At 51.9% G+C, this 25,010-nt stretch carries 24 protein-coding genes and 1 CRISPR repeat array; of the genes, 5 read left to right on the forward strand and 19 right to left on the reverse strand.

Going from position 1 to position 25,010, the window contains the following annotated elements:
• Window positions 1-48: 48 nt before the first annotated feature.
• Window positions 49-1,298: a CRISPR direct-repeat array (repeat unit 29 nt; unit sequence CGGTTCATCCCCGCGGGTGCGGGGAACGC).
• Between the two features lie 79 nt (window positions 1,299-1,377).
• The 14 genes from cas2e to cas3 all read right to left on the reverse strand — a co-directional run bounded on the left by cas2e (window position 1,378) and on the right by cas3 (window position 11,770).
• On the reverse strand, window positions 1,378-1,680 hold the full coding sequence (gene cas2e, locus ACW73I_RS07435; RefSeq protein ID WP_458028607.1) for a type I-E CRISPR-associated endoribonuclease Cas2e: 303 nt from the start codon (window positions 1,678-1,680) through the stop codon (window positions 1,378-1,380).
• On the reverse strand, window positions 1,661-2,572 hold the full coding sequence (gene cas1e / locus ACW73I_RS07440) for a type I-E CRISPR-associated endonuclease Cas1e (RefSeq protein ID WP_458028608.1): 912 nt from the start codon (window positions 2,570-2,572) through the stop codon (window positions 1,661-1,663). The genes cas2e and cas1e overlap by 20 nt, the downstream gene beginning before the upstream one ends.
• A 34-nt stretch (window positions 2,573-2,606) precedes the next feature.
• On the reverse strand, window positions 2,607-2,918 hold the full coding sequence (locus tag ACW73I_RS07445) for a type II toxin-antitoxin system RelE/ParE family toxin (RefSeq protein WP_458028609.1): 312 nt from the start codon (window positions 2,916-2,918) through the stop codon (window positions 2,607-2,609).
• On the reverse strand, window positions 2,915-3,205 hold the full coding sequence (locus ACW73I_RS07450; RefSeq protein WP_458028610.1) for a hypothetical protein: 291 nt from the start codon (window positions 3,203-3,205) through the stop codon (window positions 2,915-2,917). Before ACW73I_RS07450 ends, ACW73I_RS07445 begins: the two co-directional genes overlap by 4 nt.
• The gene (locus ACW73I_RS07455; protein ID WP_458028611.1) at window positions 3,206-3,487 is read right to left on the reverse strand and encodes a helix-turn-helix domain-containing protein; all 282 of its coding nucleotides are present in this window, start codon (window positions 3,485-3,487) and stop codon (window positions 3,206-3,208) included.
• Entirely contained in the window at window positions 3,484-3,816 is a 333-nt protein-coding gene (locus tag ACW73I_RS07460) for a type II toxin-antitoxin system RelE/ParE family toxin (protein ID WP_458028612.1), read from the reverse strand. Before ACW73I_RS07460 ends, ACW73I_RS07455 begins: the two co-directional genes overlap by 4 nt.
• A gap of 41 nt (window positions 3,817-3,857) precedes the next feature.
• Window positions 3,858-4,025: a type I-E CRISPR-associated protein Cas6/Cse3/CasE gene (cas6e, locus tag ACW73I_RS07465; protein ID WP_458028613.1), complete on the reverse strand. Its 168-nt coding sequence runs from the start codon at window positions 4,023-4,025 to the stop codon at window positions 3,858-3,860.
• On the reverse strand, window positions 4,006-4,188 hold the full coding sequence (locus ACW73I_RS07470) for a type II toxin-antitoxin system HicB family antitoxin (RefSeq protein WP_458028614.1): 183 nt from the start codon (window positions 4,186-4,188) through the stop codon (window positions 4,006-4,008). The genes cas6e (ACW73I_RS07465) and ACW73I_RS07470 overlap by 20 nt, the downstream gene beginning before the upstream one ends.
• A 9-nt stretch (window positions 4,189-4,197) precedes the next feature.
• Window positions 4,198-4,815: a type I-E CRISPR-associated protein Cas6/Cse3/CasE gene (cas6e, locus tag ACW73I_RS07475; protein WP_458028615.1), complete on the reverse strand. Its 618-nt coding sequence runs from the start codon at window positions 4,813-4,815 to the stop codon at window positions 4,198-4,200.
• A complete protein-coding gene (gene cas5e / locus ACW73I_RS07480; protein WP_458028616.1) occupies window positions 4,802-5,455 on the reverse strand; it encodes a type I-E CRISPR-associated protein Cas5/CasD in 654 nt (217 codons plus the stop codon). Before cas5e ends, cas6e (ACW73I_RS07475) begins: the two co-directional genes overlap by 14 nt.
• A gap of 5 nt (window positions 5,456-5,460) precedes the next feature.
• Window positions 5,461-6,588 carry a type I-E CRISPR-associated protein Cas7/Cse4/CasC gene (gene cas7e / locus ACW73I_RS07485; protein ID WP_458028617.1) on the reverse strand — a complete coding sequence of 376 codons (1,128 nt, stop codon included), beginning with the start codon at window positions 6,586-6,588 and terminating at the stop codon, window positions 5,461-5,463.
• A 187-nt stretch (window positions 6,589-6,775) separates the two neighbouring features.
• The gene (casB, locus tag ACW73I_RS07490) at window positions 6,776-7,234 is read right to left on the reverse strand and encodes a type I-E CRISPR-associated protein Cse2/CasB (protein WP_458028618.1); all 459 of its coding nucleotides are present in this window, start codon (window positions 7,232-7,234) and stop codon (window positions 6,776-6,778) included.
• Window positions 7,231-8,715: a type I-E CRISPR-associated protein Cse1/CasA gene (gene casA, locus ACW73I_RS07495; protein ID WP_458028619.1), complete on the reverse strand. Its 1,485-nt coding sequence runs from the start codon at window positions 8,713-8,715 to the stop codon at window positions 7,231-7,233. Before casA ends, casB begins: the two co-directional genes overlap by 4 nt.
• 256 nt (window positions 8,716-8,971) lie before the next feature.
• Window positions 8,972-11,770 carry a CRISPR-associated helicase/endonuclease Cas3 gene (gene cas3, locus ACW73I_RS07500; RefSeq protein ID WP_458028620.1) on the reverse strand — a complete coding sequence of 933 codons (2,799 nt, stop codon included), beginning with the start codon at window positions 11,768-11,770 and terminating at the stop codon, window positions 8,972-8,974.
• A 224-nt stretch (window positions 11,771-11,994) separates the two neighbouring features.
• On the opposite strand from cas3, the gene ACW73I_RS07505 reads away from it, so the two are divergent.
• Both ACW73I_RS07505 and ACW73I_RS07510 read left to right on the forward strand, forming a co-directional pair.
• Window positions 11,995-12,864: a WYL domain-containing protein gene (locus ACW73I_RS07505; protein WP_458028621.1), complete on the forward strand. Its 870-nt coding sequence runs from the start codon at window positions 11,995-11,997 to the stop codon at window positions 12,862-12,864.
• Between the two features lie 132 nt (window positions 12,865-12,996).
• Window positions 12,997-13,923 carry a YcbK family protein gene (locus ACW73I_RS07510; RefSeq protein ID WP_458028622.1) on the forward strand — a complete coding sequence of 309 codons (927 nt, stop codon included), beginning with the start codon at window positions 12,997-12,999 and terminating at the stop codon, window positions 13,921-13,923.
• Window positions 13,924-13,968: 45 nt separating this feature from the next.
• Here ACW73I_RS07510 and ACW73I_RS07515 read toward each other — a convergent pair whose 3' ends face one another.
• Window positions 13,969-15,732: a L,D-transpeptidase family protein gene (locus tag ACW73I_RS07515; protein WP_458028623.1), complete on the reverse strand. Its 1,764-nt coding sequence runs from the start codon at window positions 15,730-15,732 to the stop codon at window positions 13,969-13,971.
• Between the two features lie 466 nt (window positions 15,733-16,198).
• Between ACW73I_RS07515 and ACW73I_RS07520 the strand changes: the two genes are divergently transcribed.
• The gene (locus tag ACW73I_RS07520; RefSeq protein ID WP_458028624.1) at window positions 16,199-17,743 is read left to right on the forward strand and encodes an alpha-isopropylmalate synthase regulatory domain-containing protein; all 1,545 of its coding nucleotides are present in this window, start codon (window positions 16,199-16,201) and stop codon (window positions 17,741-17,743) included.
• 121 nt (window positions 17,744-17,864) lie between these two features.
• Window positions 17,865-18,971 carry a 3-isopropylmalate dehydrogenase gene (gene leuB / locus ACW73I_RS07525; RefSeq protein WP_458028625.1) on the forward strand — a complete coding sequence of 369 codons (1,107 nt, stop codon included), beginning with the start codon at window positions 17,865-17,867 and terminating at the stop codon, window positions 18,969-18,971.
• Window positions 18,972-19,159: 188 nt separating this feature from the next.
• Here leuB and ACW73I_RS07530 read toward each other — a convergent pair whose 3' ends face one another.
• From ACW73I_RS07530 to ACW73I_RS07540, 3 genes are all read right to left on the reverse strand, one after another.
• Entirely contained in the window at window positions 19,160-21,319 is a 2,160-nt protein-coding gene (locus tag ACW73I_RS07530) for a cation:dicarboxylate symporter family transporter (protein WP_458028626.1), read from the reverse strand.
• Window positions 21,320-21,680: 361 nt separating this feature from the next.
• A complete protein-coding gene (locus ACW73I_RS07535) occupies window positions 21,681-21,938 on the reverse strand; it encodes a hypothetical protein (RefSeq protein WP_458028627.1) in 258 nt (85 codons plus the stop codon).
• A complete protein-coding gene (locus tag ACW73I_RS07540; RefSeq protein ID WP_458028628.1) occupies window positions 21,925-23,751 on the reverse strand; it encodes a Na/Pi cotransporter family protein in 1,827 nt (608 codons plus the stop codon). Before ACW73I_RS07540 ends, ACW73I_RS07535 begins: the two co-directional genes overlap by 14 nt.
• 176 nt (window positions 23,752-23,927) lie before the next feature.
• Between ACW73I_RS07540 and ACW73I_RS07545 the strand changes: the two genes are divergently transcribed.
• Complete coding sequence (locus ACW73I_RS07545) at window positions 23,928-24,569, forward strand: VOC family protein (protein WP_458028629.1); 642 nt, start codon at window positions 23,928-23,930, stop codon at window positions 24,567-24,569.
• A 94-nt stretch (window positions 24,570-24,663) separates the two neighbouring features.
• On the opposite strand, the gene rsfS is transcribed toward ACW73I_RS07545, so the two are convergent.
• Window positions 24,664-25,002, reverse strand: coding sequence for a ribosome silencing factor (gene rsfS, locus ACW73I_RS07550; RefSeq protein ID WP_458028630.1), 339 nt, complete (start codon window positions 25,000-25,002; stop codon window positions 24,664-24,666).
• Window positions 25,003-25,010 lie beyond the last annotated feature (8 nt).

The raw sequence follows: 25,010 nt of genomic DNA on the forward strand, positions 1-25,010 counted from the left end.
CGGGTGCGGGGAACGCGGAATCGCCGGACCAGTCACGACGGGTAAAGGCGGTTCATCCCCGCGGGTGCGGGGAACGCTGATGAAACAAAGCCTGCACACCCGGCGCATGCGGTTCATCCCCGCGGGTGCGGGGAACGCCTCGCGATATCTAACGCCGGAAGCGTGTACACCGGTTCATCCCCGCGGGTGCGGGGAACGCGAGACACAGCAACACATGATCGCAACACATAACGGTTCATCCCCGCGGGTGCGGGGAACGCCTATTTCGTCACACAAGGAAGCCCCCTCGTGCCCGGTTCATCCCCGCGGGTGCGGGGAACGCTGCAAAATGACAGGCCATACATTTTCAATAGGCGGTTCATCCCCGCGGGTGCGGGGAACGCCATGATTCTCTACTCCTAACCGTGAAAACTACCGGTTCATCCCCGCGGGTGCGGGGAACGCGCATCGCGAAGAGCGGTCTGAATGGGTTAAGGCGGTTCATCCCCGCGGGTGCGGGGAACGCTTGAGCACGCGGATTCATGGTCTGATTTTGGGCGGTTCATCCCCGCGGGTGCGGGGAACGCGCGTGAAGTAGCCCGCGCCGAAAATCTGTGGTCGGTTCATCCCCGCGGGTGCGGGGAACGCCGAGTCATACAACCTATTTCGCTCGCCATTCGCGGTTCATCCCCGCGGGTGCGGGGAACGCTCTCAGCTGCTTGATCCCGTAGGGCTTGACGCCGGTTCATCCCCGCGGGTGCGGGGAACGCGATACGTAATCTGACATCTGTGATACAGAGGGCGGTTCATCCCCGCGGGTGCGGGGAACGCACAAGAATCGTGCCAACGTGCGTCGCCCCCACCGGTTCATCCCCGCGGGTGCGGGGAACGCGAATGCGAAAGGGCGGCGGAAATTGCCGCCGTCGGTTCATCCCCGCGGGTGCGGGGAACGCTTCGGTTGCCCGTTCGGCGGCGGTGGCGGTGGCGGTTCATCCCCGCGGGTGCGGGGAACGCGTTTGCGCCAGTTCGCCATAGGCCGCGATGGAAGGTTCATCCCCGCGGGTGCGGGGAACGCAACGCCACCAATTCCGACCTATCAGCGCTGTTCGGTTCATCCCCGCGGGTGCGGGGAACGCGCTAGACATGCGATTTAGCGCGGTCGTCATGGCGGTTCATCCCCGCGGGTGCGGGGAACGCGATCTACGCAATAATCAGGTTGATCCGCTTTACGGTTCATCCCCGCGGGTGCGGGGAACGCATGCCGCCGCCGCAACGGCGGCACGTTGTTACCGGTTCATCCCCGCGGGTGCGGGGAACGCACTAATCCTAACTCATTGTTAGTTAAACGGAAATAACCCGTCTAAATTTCCACCGAATTTCTTGTCCGTTTCCATGTTGTTAAAGAGCCTGATTTTCATCATCTTCCGGCGGGAAAAACGACACCAGTTTCAAGCCGTCCAGCTCCACCGGCAGGCGGCGGTTTTTGCCCAAGGTCATGAAATCGAAGCCGGATTCGGTGTTAGTGCTCCATACCATGACCGCATTGCCGTCCTCAACGCCGGCTTCGACTTGCGCCCAAATCATCTCTCTAACCTTGGCCGACAGGTCGCCGACGTAAACGCCGGCACGGATTTCGATCAGCCACACCGCCAGGCGTCCGCGTAGCCGCGGCGGCACGTTTTCAGTTACGATGACCAACATCGCCGATGCTTTCCGGGTTGGGTATTGCGGGCGCTATATTTTCATCGGCCGGCTCGGGGATTTCCAATTCGCCGGCGGCCAGCACGTCTTCTATGGTGGGGATGATTTTCTTGAGAATCTTGGTTTGCCGGAAGATGTCTCGACACATCAGGCGCACTTCGCGCTCCGGATTCGGGTAGTTCTTGGCGGCAATCTTGAAAGCGTGTGGGACGATGTCGTCGAATTTGAACAGGTCGGCAATGTCGTAGACAAACGACAAAGGTTTGCCGGTATGTATGAAACCGATGGCCGGCGCGTATCCCGCCGCCAATACCGCCGCCTCGCAAATGCCGTACAAACAAGCCGTGGCGGAGCTGACGCAGCGATTGGCCATATCGCTGTTGTCCCATTCGGTCGGATCGTAATTGCGCCCTTTCCACTCGACGCCGGCTTGTTTGGCCAGCAATTGGTACAACTTACGGACTCTGGCGCCTTCGATGCCGCGCAATTGCTCGACGCTACGCCGCTCCGGCGGTTTTTCGCCGAAGCGGATTTCGTACATCTTGCGTACCACTTTCAAGCGCGCGGCGTCGTCCAGCGCTAGTTTGGCCTGGTACAAGAGTCGGTCGGAACGGGCTCCGCCCGGCTGTCCTGCCGCATAGAGCCGGACACCCGCTTCGCCGACCCAGACCAGCAAAGTCCCGGCTCTGGCCGCCAGCGCGGCGGCGTGGTGGGAGACGCGGGTGCCGGGCTCCAGCATGATGCAGGCAATGGAGCCGACCGGAATGTGGGTGCGAATGCCGGTTTCGTCGATGACGACGAAGGCGCCGTCTTTAACATCAATCTGGCCTTTTTCGATAAAGACCATCGAGACGCGTTCTTTCATGGCGATGGGTTTTAGGGGTGGGAGCATGGACGAATCATCCTTAATTTAAAGATTTGTTCGACTAGAGATTGCCGATCAAGCGCTGAATTAACAATGTCTGTATATCGCAGCGCCCATCCGGAATGGTATGAGCGACAATTTGATCAGGCAACCTCAGGCGATACGATTTTGCGATCAACTGGCTGTATTGCCGAATCCGCCAGGCCAACGATTTTTTCGGTACGCTACCGCGCTCATTCAAATCTGCAAGGCTATTGACGGCTGTTTCTAGTGTATCAATAATTTTTGCCGCCACCTTGTCGCTGACTTCCAGCAAGTAGAAATCATTGAAGGCAAGCAAACCAACGGGTTCCAACCGTACCGGAATGCTCATGCCAAGTCGCGCCGCTCACGTAAGCGACTAAACGCCTCTTCGCTGGAAAACGTATTTCCTTCCGCGAGGGCTTGCTGGCTTTGCACCAACATTTTCAGCAAGGCCAGGGTTTCTTGAGTCTGCTTGGTATCTGAGTTGGGATAATCACTACTCAGAATGGCTTTCGCCTCAGCTAATTCCATCACACGGCCTTTTCCGACATCCATCAGCCCTTGGACGACGGCTTTGACGAATGCCTGATCGCTTTGAGTATTGCCTGAGCTCGTACTTCCGTTAGATAACACCATCTAAGCCGCCTCGAGAATCACATGTACGCGGCATCCCAGTGCCGTAGCAATATTGACCAGCGCATCCAACGAAAACTTGGAAACCCGCCCGCGCAGTAAATCGTTGATGCGTGGTTGAGTCACTCCGCAAGCCTTGGCTGCTTCCGCTTGTGTCCAGCCGTTGGCTTGAATGCGGTCGGCAATTTGTTGCATCAATTCTGACCGCGCCTGCAGATTGGCCGATTGTTCGGGCGTATCGGCGATGGCGTCGAATACCGAGGCAAAAGTTTGCTGTTCGTTCATTTAATTCCCCTGATCAAGTCGTTATAGCGCTTAGACGCCAGCTCGATATCCCGCTTGGCGGTCGTTTGTGTTTTTTTCTGAAAGGCATGAAGCACATAAATCGCATCGGAAAGCCTTGCCAGATAGATAATTCGATAAGTGCCGGTTTCGTCCCAAATGCGCAATTCCTCCACACCCTTTCCAATGCTAGGTATTGGCTTAAAATCGTCTGGTTGCCGACCGCGCTGAACTTTGTCAAGTTGGAAACCAGCATCCTGTCGAACGTCTTCGGGAAAATCGCGCAAGCAATTGAGCGAATCGCCCAAAAAAGCAATCGGTTTCAGCGACATTTTATATCCGTTTTGATATAGAACAAATCAAAAATCTCATTTTATGCTCGCTTGACCATCAACAACCCACAACCAAACGCCTTGGCCCGACCAAGACCGTTGAACAGGGTTTGACGGAATTTTTCCGGGTCGGTGATTTGCAGTTCGCCGCAGAAATCGACGGAGCTGAAACAGGATTTTTGGCCTTTTTTAATCGGCTTTTGCAACATCGTCTCCAGACAACTCGACAGCCAAACAACCGGCAATCGCCTCGGCCAGATTTGCATTCAATTCCTCCAGCGTTTCCCCTTGAGTGACGCAACCGGGAATTTCCGGCACTTCGGCCCAATAGCCGGACTCTTCGGCGGAGTGGATGATAGGTTTGAATTGCATGGTTTTTCCTCACACTCTGGCAACCGATAACAGGCCGCAACCGAAGGCTTTAGCCGGACCGATACCGTGAGCGACTTGAGCTTCGAATTCGGCCGCGTCAGTCACAGTCATTACGCCGTCGAACAACACCGTTTGTATTTTGCCGCTACGCCCTTCTTTTGGTTTTCGAAAATACGTCACCGGTTCAGGCTGAACGATCAAGGTTTCCAACTGGGCAAAATCCAGAAACTTACGCTCTAACCAAGCTTGCTGCTGTTCTTCATGTAGTAACGGCACTCGCACGGTTTTGGTAAAGGTCTTGCTCTTTTTCTCAACACAGCCTTTACTGCTGTCCTTGATGGTTTTAATCGGATTGGCTCGTAGCCGAAATCGTAAACGCTGACCGTTCGAAATGTTCAACGCGAATTCGCGTTGCGCCAATAGCAACGGACTTTGCTCGCCGCCTTCCGGCTCGATTGCCGATTGCAACAACACGTTGGCGCCCACGCCGGCTTGGATCTGTTCGACTCGAAATAAGAACTCTCTTTCCTCATCGTCATGACCCGGAAACAGCCGCCATAAGGCTTGATGGAACTCATAAGGCTTTTTTGCTAGCCGCCACGAAATATGCACCTTACTCAGAAACATGTTGGTCTCCTTGGCCGTTTGTCATGTAAAGCGTCCGGCTGGCGAATTGCCGCGGCTGGTGGATGATCGGCACATCGCGTTTTTTTATCGGTACGGCTTTGTCGCTGAATTCCTCGCTATAAACCGTTCCGCCAATTTCGCCACTTAAGGCTAATGCGGACAGTACCGAATCGGCCGACACGCGGGCATCGAATAACGGCCGCGCCAACGGACAACTACGCCGTCCCAATACCGGCGTGTAAACCGGCCGTTTCAAAGCCTGCTCGATAGCCTCCAAACTAACAACCGGGTTGTCGGCTACCCAAATCGCCACGGTATAACAGGCGTCTTGCCAATACTCCCGCCAAGTTTGAATGGTGTCGTGGCTTTTAAGACCTCGATAATCCTCGCGAGCGTTTTTGACGGTGTGATAATCGGTCATTTTTTGACCTTGCTGACCGACGCGAACCGCGAACGACACGCTGGACGCCAAAGCCTGCAAGCCTTCGCGGTCGAGTCGATCAATGCCTAAACACGCACCCAACAGGCCAAGCAAGGCACTTCGGCCGGGAAATAGTTCGGAAGGCCGCAAACCCTCGAAACTTTCCCTTCCCCAGGCTTGCATCGGCCCTTGTAGTTTTAAAATCAAATAATCGCGCATGGCCTTTATCCTTGGCCGTTGGCTCTAACCCAGTTTTCCAATTCGGGCAGCGACGGTTTGGCAGTGATGTCGTTCGGCGCGCTTATTTCATCCAACGTAAACTCGGCGCAACGCTCCAGCAAACCGTAGCCGCGATGGATTTTATCCCAATGATTATTCAAAGCCGCCATCGACGGTTCCCGGAAACCGCCGGTTTTGTAGTCGGCCTGCACCGGTTTTTCGAAGGCGTTCGCCAACGAAATCGGCTGATGCGAGAAGCTCACCAGGGCTAAATCCGCCAAATTATGCGCGGCAAAACTTTGTTGCTTGGCGCTCGGCACCTCGGTTGCCAGCATATGCAAGACATGAGCGGCGATGTCCAAAGCCTTGGCCCGGCCTTCGGCCGATTCCTCAGCCTTGATGTCTGCCAGTAAACCCAGATTGACTTGCAACTGTTTCAGATTAAGGCTGGCGTAGCGGTAAAACACGCCGGACGAAAACTCTTGGGTATCTAAATGGCCGGAACCCAGTTCCTGCAAATCGTCGACGGCAGTAAACCAATCGATGTCGGCATCGACTGCGTGAGTGGTGATGGCGTGGGCAACGGCCAACGCGCCGTCGATCTTGCCGACCTCGCTCATCAATCCGGAAGTTGCCATCCGGCCCGATAAGGCAATGTCCAAACCTTTAGCCAATACTTGCCGGAACGCTTGGCTGTCTTTTTCGATTTGTTTTTGCAATTTCTTGGCATCGACACCTTCAGCTTGTAGGGTTTTAATTTGCTCGCAGAAATAAGCGATTTCCTCCAACACCCACGGCGCCACGGCATCGTTTTTGGCATCCTCGGCACTAGCATCCTTGCCGGAAATGTAATCGATGGCTTGTTTAATCAATGTCTCGTCGTAACGTTCCGACAACGCGGCAAGTGCTTGTTGCTGGTAATCGGCCAGATGTTTGGTGCGAACACTCGGTTCGCCCAAATGCTCACGGTAATAATCGCTATGGCGCATGGTCCGCTTCAGGCTTTGGCTGGAAACACGCACCCGGCGTTTGCCGCCGAAAATCGCCGACTTTTGCATGTTCATGTCGTCTCGGTTCAAGCAAGACGGACTGTGAGAAATTAAGACGTGGAAGTTGATAAAGTTTTCGTTCATGTTGGTTTCCTTTGGGGGGTTAGGCCGATTTATTCAGTTGGTTCTGGTTCCCAAGCTCCGGCTTGGGAACGGGGTCTTGAAAGCTCTAGCTTTCATGCTCGCTCGGGAAGCGATAGCTTCCAAGACCAAGCTCCCAAGCTGGAGCTTGGGAGCCAGCAAATGTTTTCGTTCACGGAAAGCCTCCACGTTAAGCGGATTCTTTGGTTCTAGCGTTTTGGTAGAAGAAAAAGTCTTCCAGCAATTGGCGTTTGGCGCGGTCGTTCCAGTAATACACAGTCCTGGCAAGCGATAACCAATCCAGCTTGGGTTCGGTTTGCTTCAACAAACGCCGAAGCTGAATCAAGTCGTTCGGCTCTTGAGAGCGAATTACCATGAACAAACGTTTTTCGTTGACGTCGGCTTTCGCCAAGGCTCGTCCCAACGAATCGCCGCCCTCTTGGTGCGTAATGAGCGGCAAGCAATAAACCAGGCGCTGCATGCCCTTGCCGGCGTTAGCCTCGTGCAACAAACGGTAAAAGGCCGGTATCTCCAGCAAATCTTCCGGCTGTGCCACTCGCTTCAATTCCGCCTGAGGACCCGGTTTCAGTTTCAGGTATCGTTCGTACAAGCCGTTGAAATCCGGCTCGTGTTTTTGTCCTTCTTTCATGCTTTAGCTCCTTCTGGTTCCAAGTCTTGAAGTGATTTGTGTAAAGATCGCCTGGCCAAGGCCAGCGCTTTCAGCATTTTGGGTTCCTGACGATAAGGGTCGGTGGCTTGTTCGAACAGTTCGATGACAACCGCCTTAAGTTTTCGCTTTAGGGCTTGCAGCGTGGAAACAGGCTCCGCGAAATTCACACCGGCAAACGTTTGCTGCAATAGATTTTCGGTTTGTTGGTAATAGTTCGCTTCAACCGGATCACACAGATTAACGCCGGAACCGTGCACCTTATCTTTCACTCCAACTGCGAACAGATAAAGCGATTTACGTAACGCGGACTTATAGGCTAGACCGCCCTCGATGATTTGATGAATCACCAAACCGTGTTCAGCCCAGCCTTGCGCCAAACTAAAAAGTTCGTGCCGGCGTTCCAACACGGTCGCTTGATTGTTGCGGTAACCGCCGACGATCAATTGAATTTTTTCGGCGGCCATGAATGTTCTGGCTTGCTGTAATACAGGCGCCGGCTGTTGACCCTCTCTATCAACGACCAAGCGGCTCAAATGCGTCCAGGTTGGCGCCGTCGTTGTGAACGATGGAAACTTCTCTTCCTTTTCGCCTTTTTTAACCATAAACGTGCGCGAAGAAAGCGGATGCGGCCAAACACCTTCCACGGTGTAATTGAATTTGGCTTTTTTAAATCCGCTATAAACCGCTTCCTCGCATCCGCAACAACTGCAGTTCCCGGTTTTCTCCGCCGGCAGCAACTCGAAATGCGCCGGTTGCCACAGTAATCCGCGAACCAGACCGATGGCCGACGCCGGGATTTCTTCTCCCGCGTTAACGATATCCAGGTAATTGGGTCGTTGATTATTTGTCTCTCGATACCACGGCATAACCGATTCGGCGGTTTCTTCGGTCAAGACGTTAAGCCAAAGCGTCTGCCGCAAATCCTTGCCTTTGATCAAAACAGTAATCGGCGTACTGCCCCGCAAGCTACCTTTAAACCCGCCGCCCATGCTCGGCGCATTATTAGCGACATTGAACAGCGCAATCGCCACGCAGCCTCCGCACAAAGCTTCGCCCAAGCCGGGCGGATTGACGAAAGTTTTATTGGTGCCATCGGCGACGCCGGCCAGCAGTTTATCCATTGCTGTCGGCTCTTTGGCATTGACACCGCGAATCTGCATAAATGGTGTCTGCGGGTGATTCAAGTCGAACCAGTCCAATTTATCCTTGCATGCCTCGGCGTAGATTTCCAGCGTCAATGGCTGCTGAACAAAGCGCCCTAACGCTTTCTTATCCTTGGGCGTAAACAACGTCTGCGTGATCGCGCAAAGTAACTGCAAACACGCCAACTCCATGTCGTCGCGCGGCAAGCAGAGTTCGCCGTCGGCTTCGCCGCATAGCAATTGTTGCAAACCGATTTTTCGGTAATAACCGCGCTCTTGGATAGGAATCCAATTCGACGTTAGTAAATTAAACTCCATTGCCGTCCTCCATCTATTTTTTCAGTGCAACCAGCAAAGCCAATACCGCCACAGCCATTGCCGTTGAATTATTTAAGCTTTCGATCAACTTTAATAAAATTTCACCCGACATAAGACCTCCGAACTTTGAAAGCTCGGCATCATACGCCAATAATTTATTTTTACAAGCTATTAAGTATTAAGTAATATCATGGTGAAAGAAATCAAAATTAATGTTAAACTCTCTCACATTCCCCGCGCCCGCGGGGATGAACCGCTATTCAGTATCAAGTTGACAACTGAGGCAATTTTTCCCCGAACCCTCGGGGCTGGCGGGGGAAAAATCCCCCGCTCTCTTACTGATCACATCCAATCGCTCGAAACCAGTATTACTTTGGTAAAAATATCGTTTGTTGCCATACTCAAGTAAAAACATATTCTCGCTATCTTTTTTGAGTACCAAACGCACCAAACCATCGGGCTCAATCCTCGGAAAACCAGCAGAGTTAGCCCAACCGCGCGGCACGCCGACAGTATTTAAGCTCAAAGTTTCCGCCTTACTGCTCTCGTCAAGTTCTTTCAAAGGATCGCCATTCAACAGACATTCCCTTCCTTGGCCATCCAAATACATGGGCAGAACATTCAAACTCATTTCGCCGTCGCGAGTGAGCGCCGCGACATTGGCATCGTTATCATCCAACCCCGGATTTTTGCGCAATGTGCTCAACGCGTTATATCGGCTGGCTTGGCTTTCTTTATCGAACTGTTCGTAGCTGTTGCGCACCGATTCCGGTTCGCTCTTCCATGCGTCTTCGTCGTAAACTTTTTCAATCCAGTCTCGATAAACATCCGGAAAGGTCAGTTTAGAACCGCCGTGCAATCCAGCTTCTTCGAGCAATTGCTGCGTTCGCCACAACACCCGGCTATTACCGTAAATCACGGCATGCAAGTCGTAATCGATGGTTTCCGGCAACAAGACGGTACAAACCGGTTTTGAGAATCCGGCTGGACGGCCGCTGTTATTTTTTGCGTGACGGTGCAATCGCCCTATGCGCTGAAAAAGCAAATCCACCGGGCAAAGCTGAGTAATCAGCCAATCGAAATCCAAATCCAACGATTGCTCGACGACTTGGGTGGCGATCAGCAAATGGCCTTTTTTGCGCCGTTCGGACGATTCCGGCCCGAACCATCCGAGAACGGTTTGTTCTATTTTCCGGCGGTCGGCGAAGATGAAGCGGGAATGGAATAACAGCAATTGATCTTCTTCGAGCGCGGGCGACGCTTGCATGCGCGACTGCAAATCCCGGTATAACTGTTGGGCGACGGCAACCAGATTACAGACCACGCAAACTTGCGCGCCTTGCTCCACCGCTTTTAGCAAACGTTGCAGCAAGGCTTCGTCCGGTAACAAATCCGAGAATTTCAAGAGTTCGACGCTGATCGTCGTCGGTACAGGCTGCTGCTCGGGAAAATCCGACAAATCGAAAAATCGAGCTTGTCCGGCGTGGCAATGGCTAACCAAAGGGTAGTTTTTGTTGACATCCGGCAGAGCGCAATTCCAGGCATTCGCCAATTGGCGTTTTTGCTCGAACGGCAATGTCGCCGATAGCAAAATCGCACTACCGCCCGCCAGGCGTTGCTGCTCCAACACCGCTTCCAGCAAGCCGTACATGTAACTGTCGTAGGCGTGGACCTCGTCGACGATCAACACGCTACGGCCGATACCGAAGCCGCGCACGAATTTATGCTTAACCGGCAACACCGACACCAAAACCTGATCGACGGTACAAACACCGATTTGGCCGAGAAATACCCGTTTACGGCTTTGCGCCAGCCAATTGCCGCATTGCACCCAGGCCTCCTCATGTTCTTGCACGGTTTGCGGCCGGCAGGCTTGTTTCAAATCGATGAAATTCTGTTCGTACTTGGCTCGACCATGCGCCAACACCAAGTTGGTTTGATCGGCAAACAATAACGGCGCGGCCTTTTCCAAACGGCTCAGCATCGCATTGGCGGTCGCTTGAGTAGGCAAGGCAAACACGATGCTATCGGCCAGGCCCAACGCCATGAGTTGCCAGACATAGGCGAGCGCGGTTTCTGTTTTGCCGGAACCGGTTGACGCTTCGATAATAGTCAAACCGGAAGTTTGCGGTAATTGATCGACCAGACATTGCAGTTGGCGAGGCTTGTTACCCGGGTCGAGCAACGCTGCAACGGATCGATAGGCTTTGATTTGACCAAGCACACCGGAACCAGTTAGCGCTTTTTCCGCAATCTTTAACCGCTCGGCATACCAGCGTTTTAACGCTTCTAAGTCGTCGCAAGGTCTATCGTCATATTCGAAACGCTCCGACGAACCCAGCCAGTCGCATATCGAACAGAATCCGGCCAACATGGTTGCCGGCGATTGCTTGTTTTTGCTGGTTTTCAGTTCGGGCGGATTGTGGCCGAGCGTTAAACCGGCAGGCGTTAAAAACATCCGCTCCAAAATGTTCAGCCATTGCAAACGGCTTTGTTTAAGCAGTTCCAATAATTGCGCCGACTCTAGCAGTCCGTATTTCAGATTATCCTTATCGCTTCCGTCGGGCATGATGCCATGATGGCCCGTTACCGGTGCCAACCAGCTAAACCAAGCCTCCCATTCGTCGTTATCGTCGAAACAAAAATCGCCGTCGCCAACCGAAAAACGCTCGTTTAAATCCCGGTAAAACCAATACAAACCGGCAGGCCCGTGGTTATATTCCTTAATCTCAAGACCGTTCAATGGTACCGGAATTGCTGACAACTGAGGATTAACGGCTTTCCAAGCTTCGCCGGCTTTACGCTGAAAACGCAGATCGAATTTACCGTAATCGTGTAATGCGATAAAGAACAATAGCCAAGCGCAAGTTTGTTCTTCGGTTAAACCAGTCATTCCAGTAAAACTGCGGCGAAGATTTTGGCTGTTATTCAGCCAACCTTCCCCCACCGCCGCCACATCCAAACAATGGTACGGTAACAAATGGTAAGCGGGCCCCGCCTCGCCTTCCGGTTTGGCTTTGCCCCAATATTTGTAATACAACGCTGTTTCCGACATTTCCGCCTCTCTTCGCTGCAAGCATCCATCATCAGTCGACCCAGAACAAACCGAATGGTAGGAGCGACGCCTCGAACCGACCGGGGCCGTTAAATTCGCGACGAGGCGTCGATCCCACCGGAATGGTATTTTGCTGGCCGTTGGGTTAATCAAATATTCCTCCGGTTCGGATTGGGTGTAGACTTTAACTCATAAGTTTATTTACATGCAAAGTTTTTTTTCATATGTCTGATAATGCAGTTCGCCCCTCTCTAAAATGGGAAGTACGCCAGCGCCTGACGCTGTTGGAGTCCACCGTGTTTTGGACCGGCGAACTGGTCACCAACTTTTTGACCGAGGCTTTTAACGTCAGCCGGGTGCAGGCCACCAAGGATATCGCGTTGTACCTGTCGCTACGGCCGGATAATCTGCGCTACGACCGCTCGCTGAAGCGTTACCAGATCACCGATAACTTTCGGCCGCTTCTAATCACCGGCAGTCCGCAAGAATGTTTGCAGGTGTTGCAAGCCACTCGGAACGCCACATCGCCGGTCGTGACGCTGATCAACAATCTGCCGTCGGTGGAAATTGTTGCCCCGGTTACCCGGCTGATAGACATCGACGTATTGAGAACCGTATTGCAGGCGGCCCGCTTTGGCTGGACATTGGAAATCGATTATCAATCAATGACGCGGCCGGAACCGGCTAAGCGGGTCGTGCAACCGCAAACGCTGGTATACGATGGGCTGCGCTGGCATATGCGGGCTTACAGCCGGACGCACGGCGAGTTCCGCGACTTCGTGTTAGCTCGAATTCATAGGACTGCTTTGCAGAGCAAAGCCGAGTCCCCACCGCCGGCAGATACGTTGTGGAATACGATGTTGACGGTGGAAGTCGGCCCACACCCCGGCTTGAGCGACAATCAAAAACGCTTGGTGGAACGCGATTACGGCATGATCGACGGCCGCCTTGGTTGTTCAGTTCGTGCGGCACTGCTGCCTTACTGGCTGCTGGCGATGCGCATAGGCAAAGACGATTTACAGCGTGAGGCGTTGATTCAGCAAATCGTGCTACTGAATCGCCAACAGTTACAGGTTTATTGCGAGTTTCACTGATCGTGAAACGATAGCACTAAGCCATCGAATTTAAGCAACATTTAAGGGACTGCTATAATGCTACTGATTCCGTTTAGGCGTTGGCCATCGGATTCTTAGCTGTCCAATTGGTGTTTAATTGAGAGATGATGGATGCTGGAAAATCATAATGACGAACAAGAAAATGTTGAGCTGTCTCGACGTGGTTTCTTTAGCCGGTTCGCGCTGGGCGCCGTATTATCGATAGCCGTACCGAGCATAGCCCACGCTTCAAAAAGTGCTACAGAAAAAAGTAGGCAAATAAAATCGGCTAGAGCTGCGGTGCGTCTACCTAAGTACAAATCGAAAGCGGTTAACTCCTCAAAACGCGAGAGTGTCGCGACGGTCAAAAAGGCAAGGTCGGCAAAAACCGCCGGACACTTGCATGTTGCCCATTCCAATAGCACCGCTAATGCCCGGGTACGCGATATATACAATGGTAAAAAGCAAGGAACTAACGCGGTCATTCAGCATGTGGGCCAGTCCCAAGGCCATATGGAAAGAACCCATTCAAGCGTCGGGCCTTTTTCAAGAGAAATAATTACCGACAGCGCCGACTCGTTACATATAGCGGACCGGGGACGTTTGGCGACTCACCGATCTTTGGCTTTTCAGAATCCGCACACCGGTGAAAAACTCGGTTTGACCTATTTTGAAAAGGGTCGTTATCTCAGCGACGCTTTAGATGAAATTAGCTATTTGCTACGTGATTACCGTACGGGTGATATTCATCCGATCGATCCCGAATTATTGGATCAGCTCCACGACTTGAAACAAATGATGGGATTGGCTCAACCATTTGGCGTCATCTGCGGTTATCGTTCACCTTTAACCAATGCCAAACTTCATGCGGAACATAGAGGTGTCGCGAACAACAGTTTTCACATGTACGGAAGGGCCGTGGATATTCGGATTGAACGCTTCGATTTACGTCGTATTCACAACGCAGCTATTGCTATGCACCGTGGAGGCGTAGGCTATTATCCCGAATCCAACTTTATTCATTTAGATACCGGCACCTTTAGGACTTGGTCCCTTTAACTTGATTGCCCCAAAGCCCATTGTTTTAAACCGCCATTGATGAGTTTATTGGGTCACTGAGTCGCCATTGGCCAATAATTGTTTACCGGAATCGACAGCCACCGTAGTCATCGTTTCATTATTTTTAAGAATGGTCCTCATTTGTTCGTCCAAGCCGTATATATCGGGGTAAAACCGTAGTCGGTTTTCAGGATCGACAAATGTGGTTCCATAATAAAACAATACCGGTATTGCCCGCTTTAACGTCACATGCCGGGTTTTAGACGCGGACATCGCTTGAGTGATCGTTTCTTTATCCCATTCTTTTTGATCACCCAATACAAATTCGGCCAATCGTTCCGGTTCTGAAACTCGAACACAACCGTGGCTTAAATCCCGACGTTGACGGCTAAATGCTGCCTTGCCCGGGGTATCGTGCATATAAACGTCCGCCGTATTTGGGAAGACGAATTTGACACGCCCGAGAGGGTTTTTTTTGCCTGGGCGCTGCCTCGCGCGAATGTAAGTCACGCCGCCTTTTTCTTCACTTAGTTTATGCCGGACCAGTTCGATATCATGACTGGCCAAGTAACCTTTATTGTTTCTCGTCTTCGGCAAGATCTCCTTTTGAAAGATGCTTTTCGGAATGTTCCAATACGGCATGAACTCAAGGTATTTCATCTCTTCCCACAAAAGCGGAGTCTGATTTTCGGGCGCCTTACCAACGATGACCTTCATATTCAATGGATTGGGATCGTCGACCGAACTGAACGCCCACAATTCAAATGCCGGTATATTGACCAAAATCATCGGGCCGTCGATGTCGTCGGGAATCCAGCGGGCACGCTCCATGGCTAATTCGATCCGGGCGATTCTTTCCACGGGGGATTGGTTAAATAATTTAGTTGTAGCCGGCCCGACCACGCCGTCAGCCTTCAAGCCGGATTGGGTCTGCAATTTTTTCACAGCGGATACCAACTCGCTATCGTAGACAGGATCATCAATATCGCCCGTATCCGCCGAAATTCCCATGGCTTTAAGATATTGGCGTAATAGGACGATTTGCGGATGTCGATCTCCAGGACGCAACACGCTTCCTGGCTTGAACGCGTCTGTCTCCGTTAGATGGGCCAACTGCTGCAAATTATTCAAAATTATTTTAAGCCTTTGATACTGTTTGTTTTTCGGCTCATAGACGCGTACCATTTCAGTTAATGTTTGAGAATCAATGTGTTGTTTTAATAAATCGCCGATATCTAATGGCGGTTTAGCGGCGAGATGAGCCGAGCTCTGAACATCGCGCGGATTCATTTGACCCTCGCGCAAATCGTTCAGGTAACGTACGAAAGAAATCGTTAAAGCAACGTCATAACTATACAAAAAGTTGCCATCCGTATTAGGACTGGTAATCCAGTCTCGAATCCGATCGGCTTCATACAGAGTTGAATTCAAGCCATTAGCCGCGGCATCGCTCAAGATACCGATCAAGTCGTGCAAATTTTTTTCGGAACGATTAGGGGTAAGCCAAACGGGCTGGTAATTGGAATTTTGATATATTTGCTTAAGTGACTCGCTAACCCGACTAAAATCGGGGTACCGCAACAACGGATGCCGTTTACTTAACAGCACGGCACCGATTGGATTGTCCGCAGGAATGCCAAGCTCCGGAGTCGAAAGAATCATGTTGGTTGACGAATCCGGCTCAATGCTCAAGATCGAGTCGTCAGCACTCCAAACGCAGTCGGTTGGTATAGATGCGATGCCGATCACTAACGGCAGCCAAGCGTAGCCATGATTTGCAAGTTTCCGGGAGCGCGGTTTTATTTTCATAACTTATGGGAACAAAGAAAATCCTAATCTGGTTATCGGACGCGTGGCAATAGTCAGCCGTCTTCCATTCATATCGGCATCATAATCGTAGGACTTAACCCTGTCTTCATGATTCAAATAAATATTAGTCTGAAATAAAGCTTATGTTGCTGCACAATTTGAATTCGACAAGCCGGATAATCAAACCGGCAGACAGGTAATGGTTAATCGCGAGCGCCAACCACACGAGCATTCCTTCCCGCACTCGCTACCGCAGCAGAACGAAGCGCGAGCCTCCCCCATAATGAAGCTGCCGTGGCAAATAAAAACCGCAAATTGCCAATCACTGTTCATTTGGGCGAAAATAGGGGGTTGCGCAAGGCCTGATCTTGCCTTCGAGTATTTAATAAACCGAATGATGCGTGCGTAAGGCCTGATATTTTGAGTGGCCTTTGCGTTGATCACACGAAACACACAGGCAAAAATCATGTCGTTAAATTCAAGACGAATCCAACTGATGGATACCACGCTAAGGGACGGCGAACAGACTCAGGGCGTGGCTTTTACCCCGATGGAGAAAGTCAGCATCGCCAAGGCTTTGCTGCAGAATCTGCGGGTGGATCGTATCGAAGTCGCGTCGGCCCGGGTTTCGGAAGGCGAAAAGGAAGCCGTCGGCAATATCAATCAATGGGCCCGGCAAGAAGGCATGGGCGACCGGGTCGAGGTGCTGGGTTTCGTCGACCACACCCGCAGCGTTGATTGGATCAAATCCACCGGGGGACAAGTCATTAACTTACTGGCCAAGGGCAGCGAGAAACATTGCCGCGAACAACTCGGCAAGACCGTGGAACAGCACTGCGCCGACGTGTTGCAGACCATCGCCTACGCGCACGGACAAGGCCTGAAGATCAATATTTATCTGGAAGACTGGTCCAACGGCTACAAGGATAGCCGCGATTATGTCTACGGATTCATGGATAAATTGAAAGACGCACCCATCGAGCATTTCATGCTGCCGGATACTTTGGGCGTGATGTCGCCCGACGAAGTGTTCGCCAGTTTCAGCGACATGTGCGGCCGCTACCCTACCCTGCAATTCGATTTTCACCCGCACAACGATTACGGTTTGGCCACCGCCAACGTGATGGCCGCGGTGCGGGCCGGCGTCAGCGCGGTGCACTGCACCATCAATTGCCTGGGGGAGCGCGCCGGCAATGCGTCGCTGGCCGAAGTGGCCGTGGTGCTGCGCGACAAAATGCAGGTCGAACTGGCGATCGACGAGAGTCATCTGGTGCGCATCAGCAACATGGTGGAGAACTTCTCCGGTAAGCGCATCGCCGACAATGCGCCCATCGTCGGCGCCGACGTATTCACGCAAACCGCCGGCATTCATGCCGACGGCGACCAGAAAGCCGGTTTATATAAAACCAAACTCGGCCCGGAACGTTTTTCCCGCACCCGCAGTTATGCGCTGGGCAAGATGAGCGGCAAAGCCTCGCTGAAAAAAAACCTGGAACGCCTGGAAGTCGAGCTGTCGGAAGAAGACCAAAAAAAGGTGCTGGCCCGCATTGTGGCGCTGGGCGATTCCAAACAAACCATCACCACCGACGATTTGCCCTTCATCATCGCCGACGTGCTGGAAAGCAAGGATTACCAGCACATCAAACTGCTGAACTGCTCGTTGAACAGCGGCCTGGATTTGCAATCGACCGTGAGCCTGCGCGTCGAAATCAAAGGCCAGAACCACCAGGCGACCGGCACCGGCAACGGCGGTTTCGATGCCTTTATCGATGCGATCAGCAAGGTTTTGAAAAAATACGATTACGCGCTGCCGGAACTGGCCGACTACGAAATTCGCATTCCGAAAGGCGGCCATGCCAGCGCGCTGACGGAAAGCGTGATTACCTGGGACTGCGGCAACGAGCTGCGCAAAACTCGCGGCGTCCATGTCAACCAGGTGTTCGCCGGCATTTTCGCGACGATTAAGTTGATCAACATTCAACTGCATGAGATGGCGAACCATTCCAAGTAAATAGCTTGGGTTTACCCTTTGGCCATAAAAGCGTAGCGTAACCCGACATTGAAGGTCGTCGGGTTACGGCTTACGCCTAACCCAACCTACCTTTTTCTTTCATACAACCACATCCAACAACATGAAACACTATAAAATCGCAATCTTGGCCGGCGACGGCATCGGCCCTGAAATCACCGCGGAAGCGATCAAGGTTCTGAAAGTCATCGAAGAGCGCAACGACGTCGAATTCGAGCTGATGCCGGCCCTGTTCGGCGCTTGCGCCTATTTCGAAACCGGCGACGCCTTCCCGCAATCGACCATAGCCATCTGCGACCAGGCCGATGCGATTCTGAAAGGCACCATCGGTTTGAGCCATGAGGAATCCAAGAAGATTCCGGTCGACAAACAGCCGGAACGCGGCGCGCTGCTGCCGCTACGCCGCCGCTATAACACTTATGCCAACTTCCGCCCGGTGTATCTGCCGAAGTCACTGGCGCATTTTTCGCCGCTGAAACCGGAAATCATCGGCGACGGCATCGACCTGATCATGGTGCGCGAACTGGTCGGCGGCCTGTATTTCGGCCACAAGGAAATGGGCGTCAACGACAAGGGCCTGCGTTACGTGCGCGAAACCTTGGAATACGACGAGGAGCAAATCCGCCGCATCATGCACGAGGCCTTCAAGCTGGCGCAAAAACGCCGGAAACTGCTGCACAACATTCATAAAAGCAACGTGCTGAAATCCAGCGTGTTGTGGAACGAAGTCATGGAAGAAGTCGCTAGGGAATATCCCGACGTCGAGGTCGTCAATTACTTGGTCGACGCCGCGGCAACCGCGTTGTGCCTAAAACCGACCCAGTTCGACGTGATGGTGATGGAAAATATGTTCGGCGACATCTTGAGCGACCAAGGCGGCGGCATCTTGGGCTCTTTGGGCTTGATGCCATCGGCATGCATAGGCCCGGAAAAAGCCTATTACGAACCGTCGCACGGTTCGGCGCCGGACATCGCCGGCAAGAATATCGCCAACCCCTATTCGATGATAGGCTCGGTGGCGATGATGCTGGAAAACAGCTTCGACATGCAGCAGGAAGCCAAGAACGTCTGGACGGCGATGCAAGGCGTGTTTGGCGACGGCTATTCAACCGCCGATCTTTCCAAACCGGGTAGCGGCGTCACGATGATCAACACCCAGGAATTCGGCGACAAAGTCGTTGAAAAACTAGATCGGATGCCAAAAGTCTAAAGACAATCGCTTTAGCTATGGCTTAACGGCCGCTCAATGTTTGCCGTTCCGGGGGTTGCCCACAGGCACGATTGGCTGTGCTCCGCTCAGTCTGCATTAGGCTTTTGCGGCAAGCCTTCGGGAAAGGGAATGCCTGGTTGAAGTTTTTTTAGGCGCGCCCAAAAGTCTACGAGAGTATCAGGGAATATCTATCCGTCTTTTTTCCAATTCAGGACATCGCGTAAAATCGACCAGCGCGGTTTCGCCGGAACCGCATCTTTACCCAACACCCAATAATCGTACAAAGCGTCTATGGTCCCGTCATTTTTTTTCAGCTCCACCCAGGAACTGATTAGGTTGGCGAATTCCGGATATTTGTAGGAAACGGCATAAGCCAAAGGCATCCTTAATAGCTTCGGTCGAGGCAGGGCAACGCAAAAGTCGGGGTAGAGCAGACTCCAAGCCGACCCGCGCTCGGCCGAGCTCAGAATGGCATCGAACCTGTCCTGCCTATCGGTAAAAAATTCATCAATCGACTTGATTGGCACGAATTCGGCCTGCGGAAAATATTGTTGCGCCGTAGTAACATAATCGGGATTTCCGTCAGTGAAATCCGCTATTCTGACGGTTTGAAGCTTGGCTCTCGCTTCGGCGCTCGCGACGTTATCGCGAAAGTGATCCTTGACCACAAATGCAACGGTTTCGCTTAGATACGAACGCGAAAAGTTCATACGTTCGACCCGACGGATGGTTTCGACCAATCCCGACATGACGATATCGCAATAGTCAGAGTCCAGTCCTTCCGCCAATTCATCGCGTTTTAGCGGCATAAACCGCAGATTTACCCCAAGCTCTTTGGCAAAAAGATGCGCCATTTCCACATCTAAACCGACTAATTCGTCCCGCTTGTTAAAAAAGGCATACGGTAAATTATCATTCAGATAACAGACTCGAAGGTAATTTCGCTTTCGAATCGCGGCAAGCTTCGGTAAACCGGGATCGTCTTGAGGCAAATGTTCCGGCGCGGTTTTATACACCATGGCGTCAACGGATTTGTGCATCAGATGCATCCCTTCAAGCACATGATTTTTTGTATAGGTATTCGTTAATCCGTACTTAAAGTAGCTTGCCGCTCCGCCTATCGTAATGACGGTCAACACTAGCGTGATCAGAATGAATCTGAAAATTTCGAACGGCTTAAAGCGCAAATGACCGGTTACGGCGCAAGTCACCAAAATACCGAGCACCAGTGTATGCATGGCGGCAATCAGGGTACCGAAGCGGGAGTTTACGATACTTGAAACCAGGAAGAGCTGAAACATATCAGCCGGAATATGAAACAAATCGAGCAAAAAAGGCACGGCTACCGTCAGACTGCCGAAGAAACTGGCCAGACCGGAAACCATTAGCAAGGGGTAATCCGATACGGCCAATGCGTGTCCGCTAAACCAAGCGGCAAACAGTACGAAACTCATCGACAAAAGTTTGCCGGTTTGGGGAAAGTTGAACGAGGTCGGGATGGCGGCATCCACTACCGCGTCGGAATGATCGGTTCCCAAATGATAGCGATTGATTAATGCTTTGGCGTTTTCTACCAGTAAAGGCAATACCACTAATAAAGTGGCGGTCATAAACGCGGTCACCAGTGCGTCTTTGCTGATTCCGATGATGTCGCGATATTTGATCGTGGTCAGTGCCGCTACCAGCCCCGGCAAAATCCAGAAAGTGAAAAGCAATGTGGCCAAGATAAACAAAATCATAAAGACCTGTAGCCTTTCCAGTTCGTCTATATGCATGGTTCCTGCGGCACTGGCCGAAATCAGAAAAACGCCGATCGGCATCAGGCTGACCATAAAGTCGGTGACTCGGGTCAAAGCTTCCTTCAGAATCGAGAAAGCATTGATCAGCTGATCTTTTTCTTTAATGCCTATCAGGGCGACACCGATACAAATACTGAATATGACGACCGCCGGCACAAAGTTACGCGACATCGAATTAAAGGGATTGGAAGGAATAAAAACTTCCAAATAGTCCACCTGTTTTCGCTCTTCCAACATCGCGGTGCTGAAAAAAGAAGCGGATTGCCAATCGGGAAAGGCCAGCGGGATAACAAATAAAAAGGCAAACGCCAGCGACCAAAGCAGTAATAAAACACTGCCGCCCTTTAAGGCCAGCATTTTCGCGTCCGAGTAAGTCAATCGGCCAAAACCGGCAATCAACGAGACCGTGATATAGGGCAACACGGTCATCTGCAACAGCAATACATAAATATCCGCCGGGATCTGCAGAAAGCTGGTCATTTCACCGAAAAAAAGCCCCGTTAGGATTCCAAACCCCAGAGCGATAAATATTTTGTTGGATGACGTCATAGAGAATCTAACTAGTCGAGCTGTTCCGCGTACAAAATTGTTCTAAAATAACGGCGATTTATTACAGTTCCGTTACGAGCGATTACCGATATCGGAAAATGCCGCTTGATGGAGTCGCGGTTTGTTTGGAAAACCGGCTGCAATGAGTTTTGCACGGGGACACAGACCGCTTCAACCGGTGTCGGATGACACGCCGGCTTAATCCGGCAGCCCATTCTCGCTATCGACTAACGCGTATCGGTCTCTACCAGGTCCGAATCGAATACACAGCCTGAATTTGCTAGCGGCGATTCCCCGGTTAGGTTTCCTCGGCTAATTTCTTGCTGATTGCGGCGCGCTCTGGCTGTGAACCGGCCTTCCGTTAACGACTTTCACTCTCCTCTGCGTTTTTCAGTACCGACAGACCTTTTTCGATCTGGGCGTTGATGATATTGACCTCTAACCGCAAGGCTTTTGTCATCTCTTCATCCCGGCATTCGTCCAGCATTTCATTGATATTGCGCGCTTTCTCCTTAAGCTTTTCGATGACATCCGCAATCTCCCGCGCTTTTTTCTTTCTTTCCTTTTCGTCGGCGTTGAAAAAATCCTGCAATCGACCCAATAGCTTAATTTTGTTCATGATTTACCGCCGGTTTGGACTGAATAACTTCAAGTAGTTCATGATCGGTCAAGGCTAATTCTTTTTCGGCTTTAACCGAAGCCGTTGCATGGTTAATGAACACTGTCTCAGCCATGCGAAGAAGATTGCTTTGAATGTCGTGAACATAGGCGTTGTCATTTAACAACGATGTCCCTGCTTCCGCGCTAATTTTATGCTCGCGTATCAGATTTTCAATGGTTTCGTTCGCGGCCCCGCACTGCTCTTTGACTCTCGCCTTCAGCGTATCCAAGGACAGCAGCGGCAATTCGTTAACTACTTCGACGCCCTTGATCTTCTCCAGCTCTCTGATCACCATGGCCACCTGATAGCGGATGCGGTGGTATTCGCTGGCCAAGTGCCGGTTATAAGACCGGCTGTGTTTCAGCAGGTTTTTTTGCAGATGCTTGACGCCTTTGACCGCCTCCACCAGTTTCAAATTCGCCTCGCGCAACCAATGCAAACGCCCGGATTGCTTGACCTCCCAGGTAAATCTGGCTTGGCTGATGAATTCGATGATCGCGCTATACAAGCCTTTGACGTTGCGTTCGTAAGCATCGTCGATATCGTAATCCCTGATTTGTTTGTATCGGTCGATGACCTGATTCAGATCCTGGTCGGAATAGACGTCGCGCCGGTGCAAACCTATCGCGCGCAAAATGATATGGGTCGCATTCTCGTACAGATGCCGGGTTTCTTGCAGCACCGATTCGACCGCGGTGTCGGGAAATTGCAAGGCCGAGGCAGTCAAATACCGCGGCATTTCCACCGCCGGCCTTCTCTCCTGCATGACTTTCTCCAAAAACCTTGCCATCGGGTTGCACAGAGGCAACATGATCAGGATGCCGGCGGTGTTGAACACGGAATGGAACATCGCCAATTTCAGCGTGTAATCCGTGTCGGCAATGCCTAGCCGACGGCATAGGTAGTCGACCAGCCAAACGAACTGGTGCAAGAACGCGATGGCCAATGCCCCGGTAAACACGTTGAACAGTACATGCGCCCCCGCCAAACGCTTACCGCGGATATCGGCACCCAAGGCGCCGATCACCGCGGTTATCGTGGTTCCGACATTGGAGCCGATGGCCAAGGCCAATGCGTTTTCGTAACTGATTTGGTGCGCGGCCAAGGCGGTAATGATCAACACCATGGTCGCGCCGCTGGCTTGAATGATGACGGTGACTACGATCCCGACCAGTACGTAAGTCAACAAACCGCGCATGCCGGTCATCGCGTATTGGCTCAGATCGATATGTTCCTTGAAGGTATCGAAACCGTCCTTCATGTATTGAATGCCGAGAAACAAAAAGCCCAAGCCCAAAAGGATATGGGCGATGCCAATCAGGCGCTTTTGCTTGGCCAACTGCAACAATACGCCGAACACCAACATGGGCATCGCGTAGCCGGCGATATTGACGTTGAGGCCGAAAGCCGCCACCAGCCAAGCACCGGTCGTGGTGCCCAGATTCGCCCCGTAAACGACGCCTATGCCGGCGGCCAGATCGAGCAAACCGGCGCTGATGAAAGAGATCACCAAAACCGACAATAAAGAACTGGATTGCACCAGCGTGGTAGTGACGATGCCGAACAACAGGCGCTTGAACACGTTATCGGTAGCCGCGCGTAGTATAGTTTCCAGCGTGCCGCCGGTAAAAAACTTAAAGCCCTTTTGCAAGGCCAGCATGCCGAACAAGAAAATCGCAATGCCTGCGGCTATGGTCTTGAAGTCCGGGCTAAACCAAAAGCCTAGCGCCAGTAAACCAAGAAATAGAAAAAACAGACTGTTTTTGACCATGTTATCCACTTCCGCACCCTCTTTATTGTCACGACTTCCTTGTTTTGATTATTGTTATTTTTGCATTTTAGCCTTAAATAATCGGTAAAACCGACGGATAAACTGGAATTACGCCAGCCGATCAATGCGGGCTATATAATAAAAATTAGGCTCTCTTTTTCAGACAGACGGCTTTCATGCTTCATTCATACCTTGATCACATCGTTATTACCGCTGCGTCGCTGCAGGCCGGCGTAGAATTCGTCGAGCAAACACTCGGCGTTCGCTTACAAACAGGAGGCAAGCACCCGCGCATGGGCACGCATAATTGCTTGCTAAAATTAGGGGAAAAGCTTTATCTCGAAGTCATTGCGGTCGATCCGGACGCGCTTAAGCCAAGACATCCGCGCTGGTTTCAGCTCGACCGGATCGATTATTCCCAGTCGATACGATTAGCGACTTGGGTTGCTCGTACAAATGACGTGAAGATGGCAACAACCGTCTCGCCCATGCCTTTGGGGAAAATCGAATCCATGAGCCGCGGCCCATTGAATTGGTTGATTACCATACCCGAAGACGGCAGCCTGCCTTTAAAAGGCATTGTTCCGACACTTATTCAATGGCCCGACTCCGTTCATCCCGCAACCTTGTTACCGGAAAGCGGATGTGCGCTAGTCAAGCTCGAAGGGTTTTATCCAGAGCCGAATCAAGTACTTACGATATTAAAATTTATCGGTTTTGAAGACCGTTTCGACATCTCCGCCCTTGCTCCCGGCCGAGAACCCTACCTGGCCGCCCATATTCAGACCCCGACCGGATTGCGAATTTTAGGCGGTTAAACTTGCCGTTTAAGGTACACGGGTGTCGTTGTCGCGGCCACCGGCTTGCGAATTCAGCCGGAAGACACCGCTCTTCGGAAGCGGGTCCGGTTCTTCAATCGGATTTTTCCCCGTCAACCGACCACAATTTTTCCAATTGATAAAACTCGCGCGCATGGCCGGTCATTAGGTGCACAACCACGTCACCTAAATCCAACAGCACCCAGTCCGAACCGGGCTGGCCTTCTACGCCTAAAGGATGCATACCGTTTTCTTTGACTTTCTCGATTACGTGCTCGCAGAGGGATCGGGCATGGCGCGACGATGTCGCCGTGGCAACCACCATATAGTCTGTGATGCTGCTTTTGCGACGTACATCCAGCACTTTGATATGGAGAGCCTTGCGCTCATCCAGCACGTTTTCGACCAGTTTCAGTAATTGTTCTGCTTGCATTCAATGCC

This window comes from Methylomonas sp. MgM2, assembly GCF_054172045.1.

Coding starts and splice junctions, on each gene's coding strand:
- cas2e (WP_458028607.1), bottom strand. CDS start 1,680: ATGTTGGTCATCGTAACTGAAAACGTGCCGCCGCGGCTACGCGGACGC.
- cas1e (WP_458028608.1), bottom strand. CDS start 2,572: ATGCTCCCACCCCTAAAACCCATCGCCATGAAAGAACGCGTCTCGATG.
- ACW73I_RS07445 (WP_458028609.1), bottom strand. CDS start 2,918: ATGAGCATTCCGGTACGGTTGGAACCCGTTGGTTTGCTTGCCTTCAAT.
- ACW73I_RS07450 (WP_458028610.1), bottom strand. CDS start 3,205: ATGGTGTTATCTAACGGAAGTACGAGCTCAGGCAATACTCAAAGCGAT.
- ACW73I_RS07455 (WP_458028611.1), bottom strand. CDS start 3,487: ATGAACGAACAGCAAACTTTTGCCTCGGTATTCGACGCCATCGCCGAT.
- ACW73I_RS07460 (WP_458028612.1), bottom strand. CDS start 3,816: ATGTCGCTGAAACCGATTGCTTTTTTGGGCGATTCGCTCAATTGCTTG.
- cas6e (WP_458028613.1), bottom strand. CDS start 4,025: ATGTTGCAAAAGCCGATTAAAAAAGGCCAAAAATCCTGTTTCAGCTCC.
- ACW73I_RS07470 (WP_458028614.1), bottom strand. CDS start 4,188: ATGCAATTCAAACCTATCATCCACTCCGCCGAAGAGTCCGGCTATTGG.
- cas6e (WP_458028615.1), bottom strand. CDS start 4,815: ATGTTTCTGAGTAAGGTGCATATTTCGTGGCGGCTAGCAAAAAAGCCT.
- cas5e (WP_458028616.1), bottom strand. CDS start 5,455: ATGCGCGATTATTTGATTTTAAAACTACAAGGGCCGATGCAAGCCTGG.
- cas7e (WP_458028617.1), bottom strand. CDS start 6,588: ATGAACGAAAACTTTATCAACTTCCACGTCTTAATTTCTCACAGTCCG.
- casB (WP_458028618.1), bottom strand. CDS start 7,234: ATGAAAGAAGGACAAAAACACGAGCCGGATTTCAACGGCTTGTACGAA.
- casA (WP_458028619.1), bottom strand. CDS start 8,715: ATGGAGTTTAATTTACTAACGTCGAATTGGATTCCTATCCAAGAGCGC.
- cas3 (WP_458028620.1), bottom strand. CDS start 11,770: ATGTCGGAAACAGCGTTGTATTACAAATATTGGGGCAAAGCCAAACCG.
- ACW73I_RS07505 (WP_458028621.1), top strand. CDS start 11,995: ATGTCTGATAATGCAGTTCGCCCCTCTCTAAAATGGGAAGTACGCCAG.
- ACW73I_RS07510 (WP_458028622.1), top strand. CDS start 12,997: ATGCTGGAAAATCATAATGACGAACAAGAAAATGTTGAGCTGTCTCGA.
- ACW73I_RS07515 (WP_458028623.1), bottom strand. CDS start 15,732: ATGAAAATAAAACCGCGCTCCCGGAAACTTGCAAATCATGGCTACGCT.
- ACW73I_RS07520 (WP_458028624.1), top strand. CDS start 16,199: ATGTCGTTAAATTCAAGACGAATCCAACTGATGGATACCACGCTAAGG.
- leuB (WP_458028625.1), top strand. CDS start 17,865: ATGAAACACTATAAAATCGCAATCTTGGCCGGCGACGGCATCGGCCCT.
- ACW73I_RS07530 (WP_458028626.1), bottom strand. CDS start 21,319: ATGACGTCATCCAACAAAATATTTATCGCTCTGGGGTTTGGAATCCTA.
- ACW73I_RS07535 (WP_458028627.1), bottom strand. CDS start 21,938: ATGAACAAAATTAAGCTATTGGGTCGATTGCAGGATTTTTTCAACGCC.
- ACW73I_RS07540 (WP_458028628.1), bottom strand. CDS start 23,751: ATGGTCAAAAACAGTCTGTTTTTTCTATTTCTTGGTTTACTGGCGCTA.
- ACW73I_RS07545 (WP_458028629.1), top strand. CDS start 23,928: ATGCTTCATTCATACCTTGATCACATCGTTATTACCGCTGCGTCGCTG.
- rsfS (WP_458028630.1), bottom strand. CDS start 25,002: ATGCAAGCAGAACAATTACTGAAACTGGTCGAAAACGTGCTGGATGAG.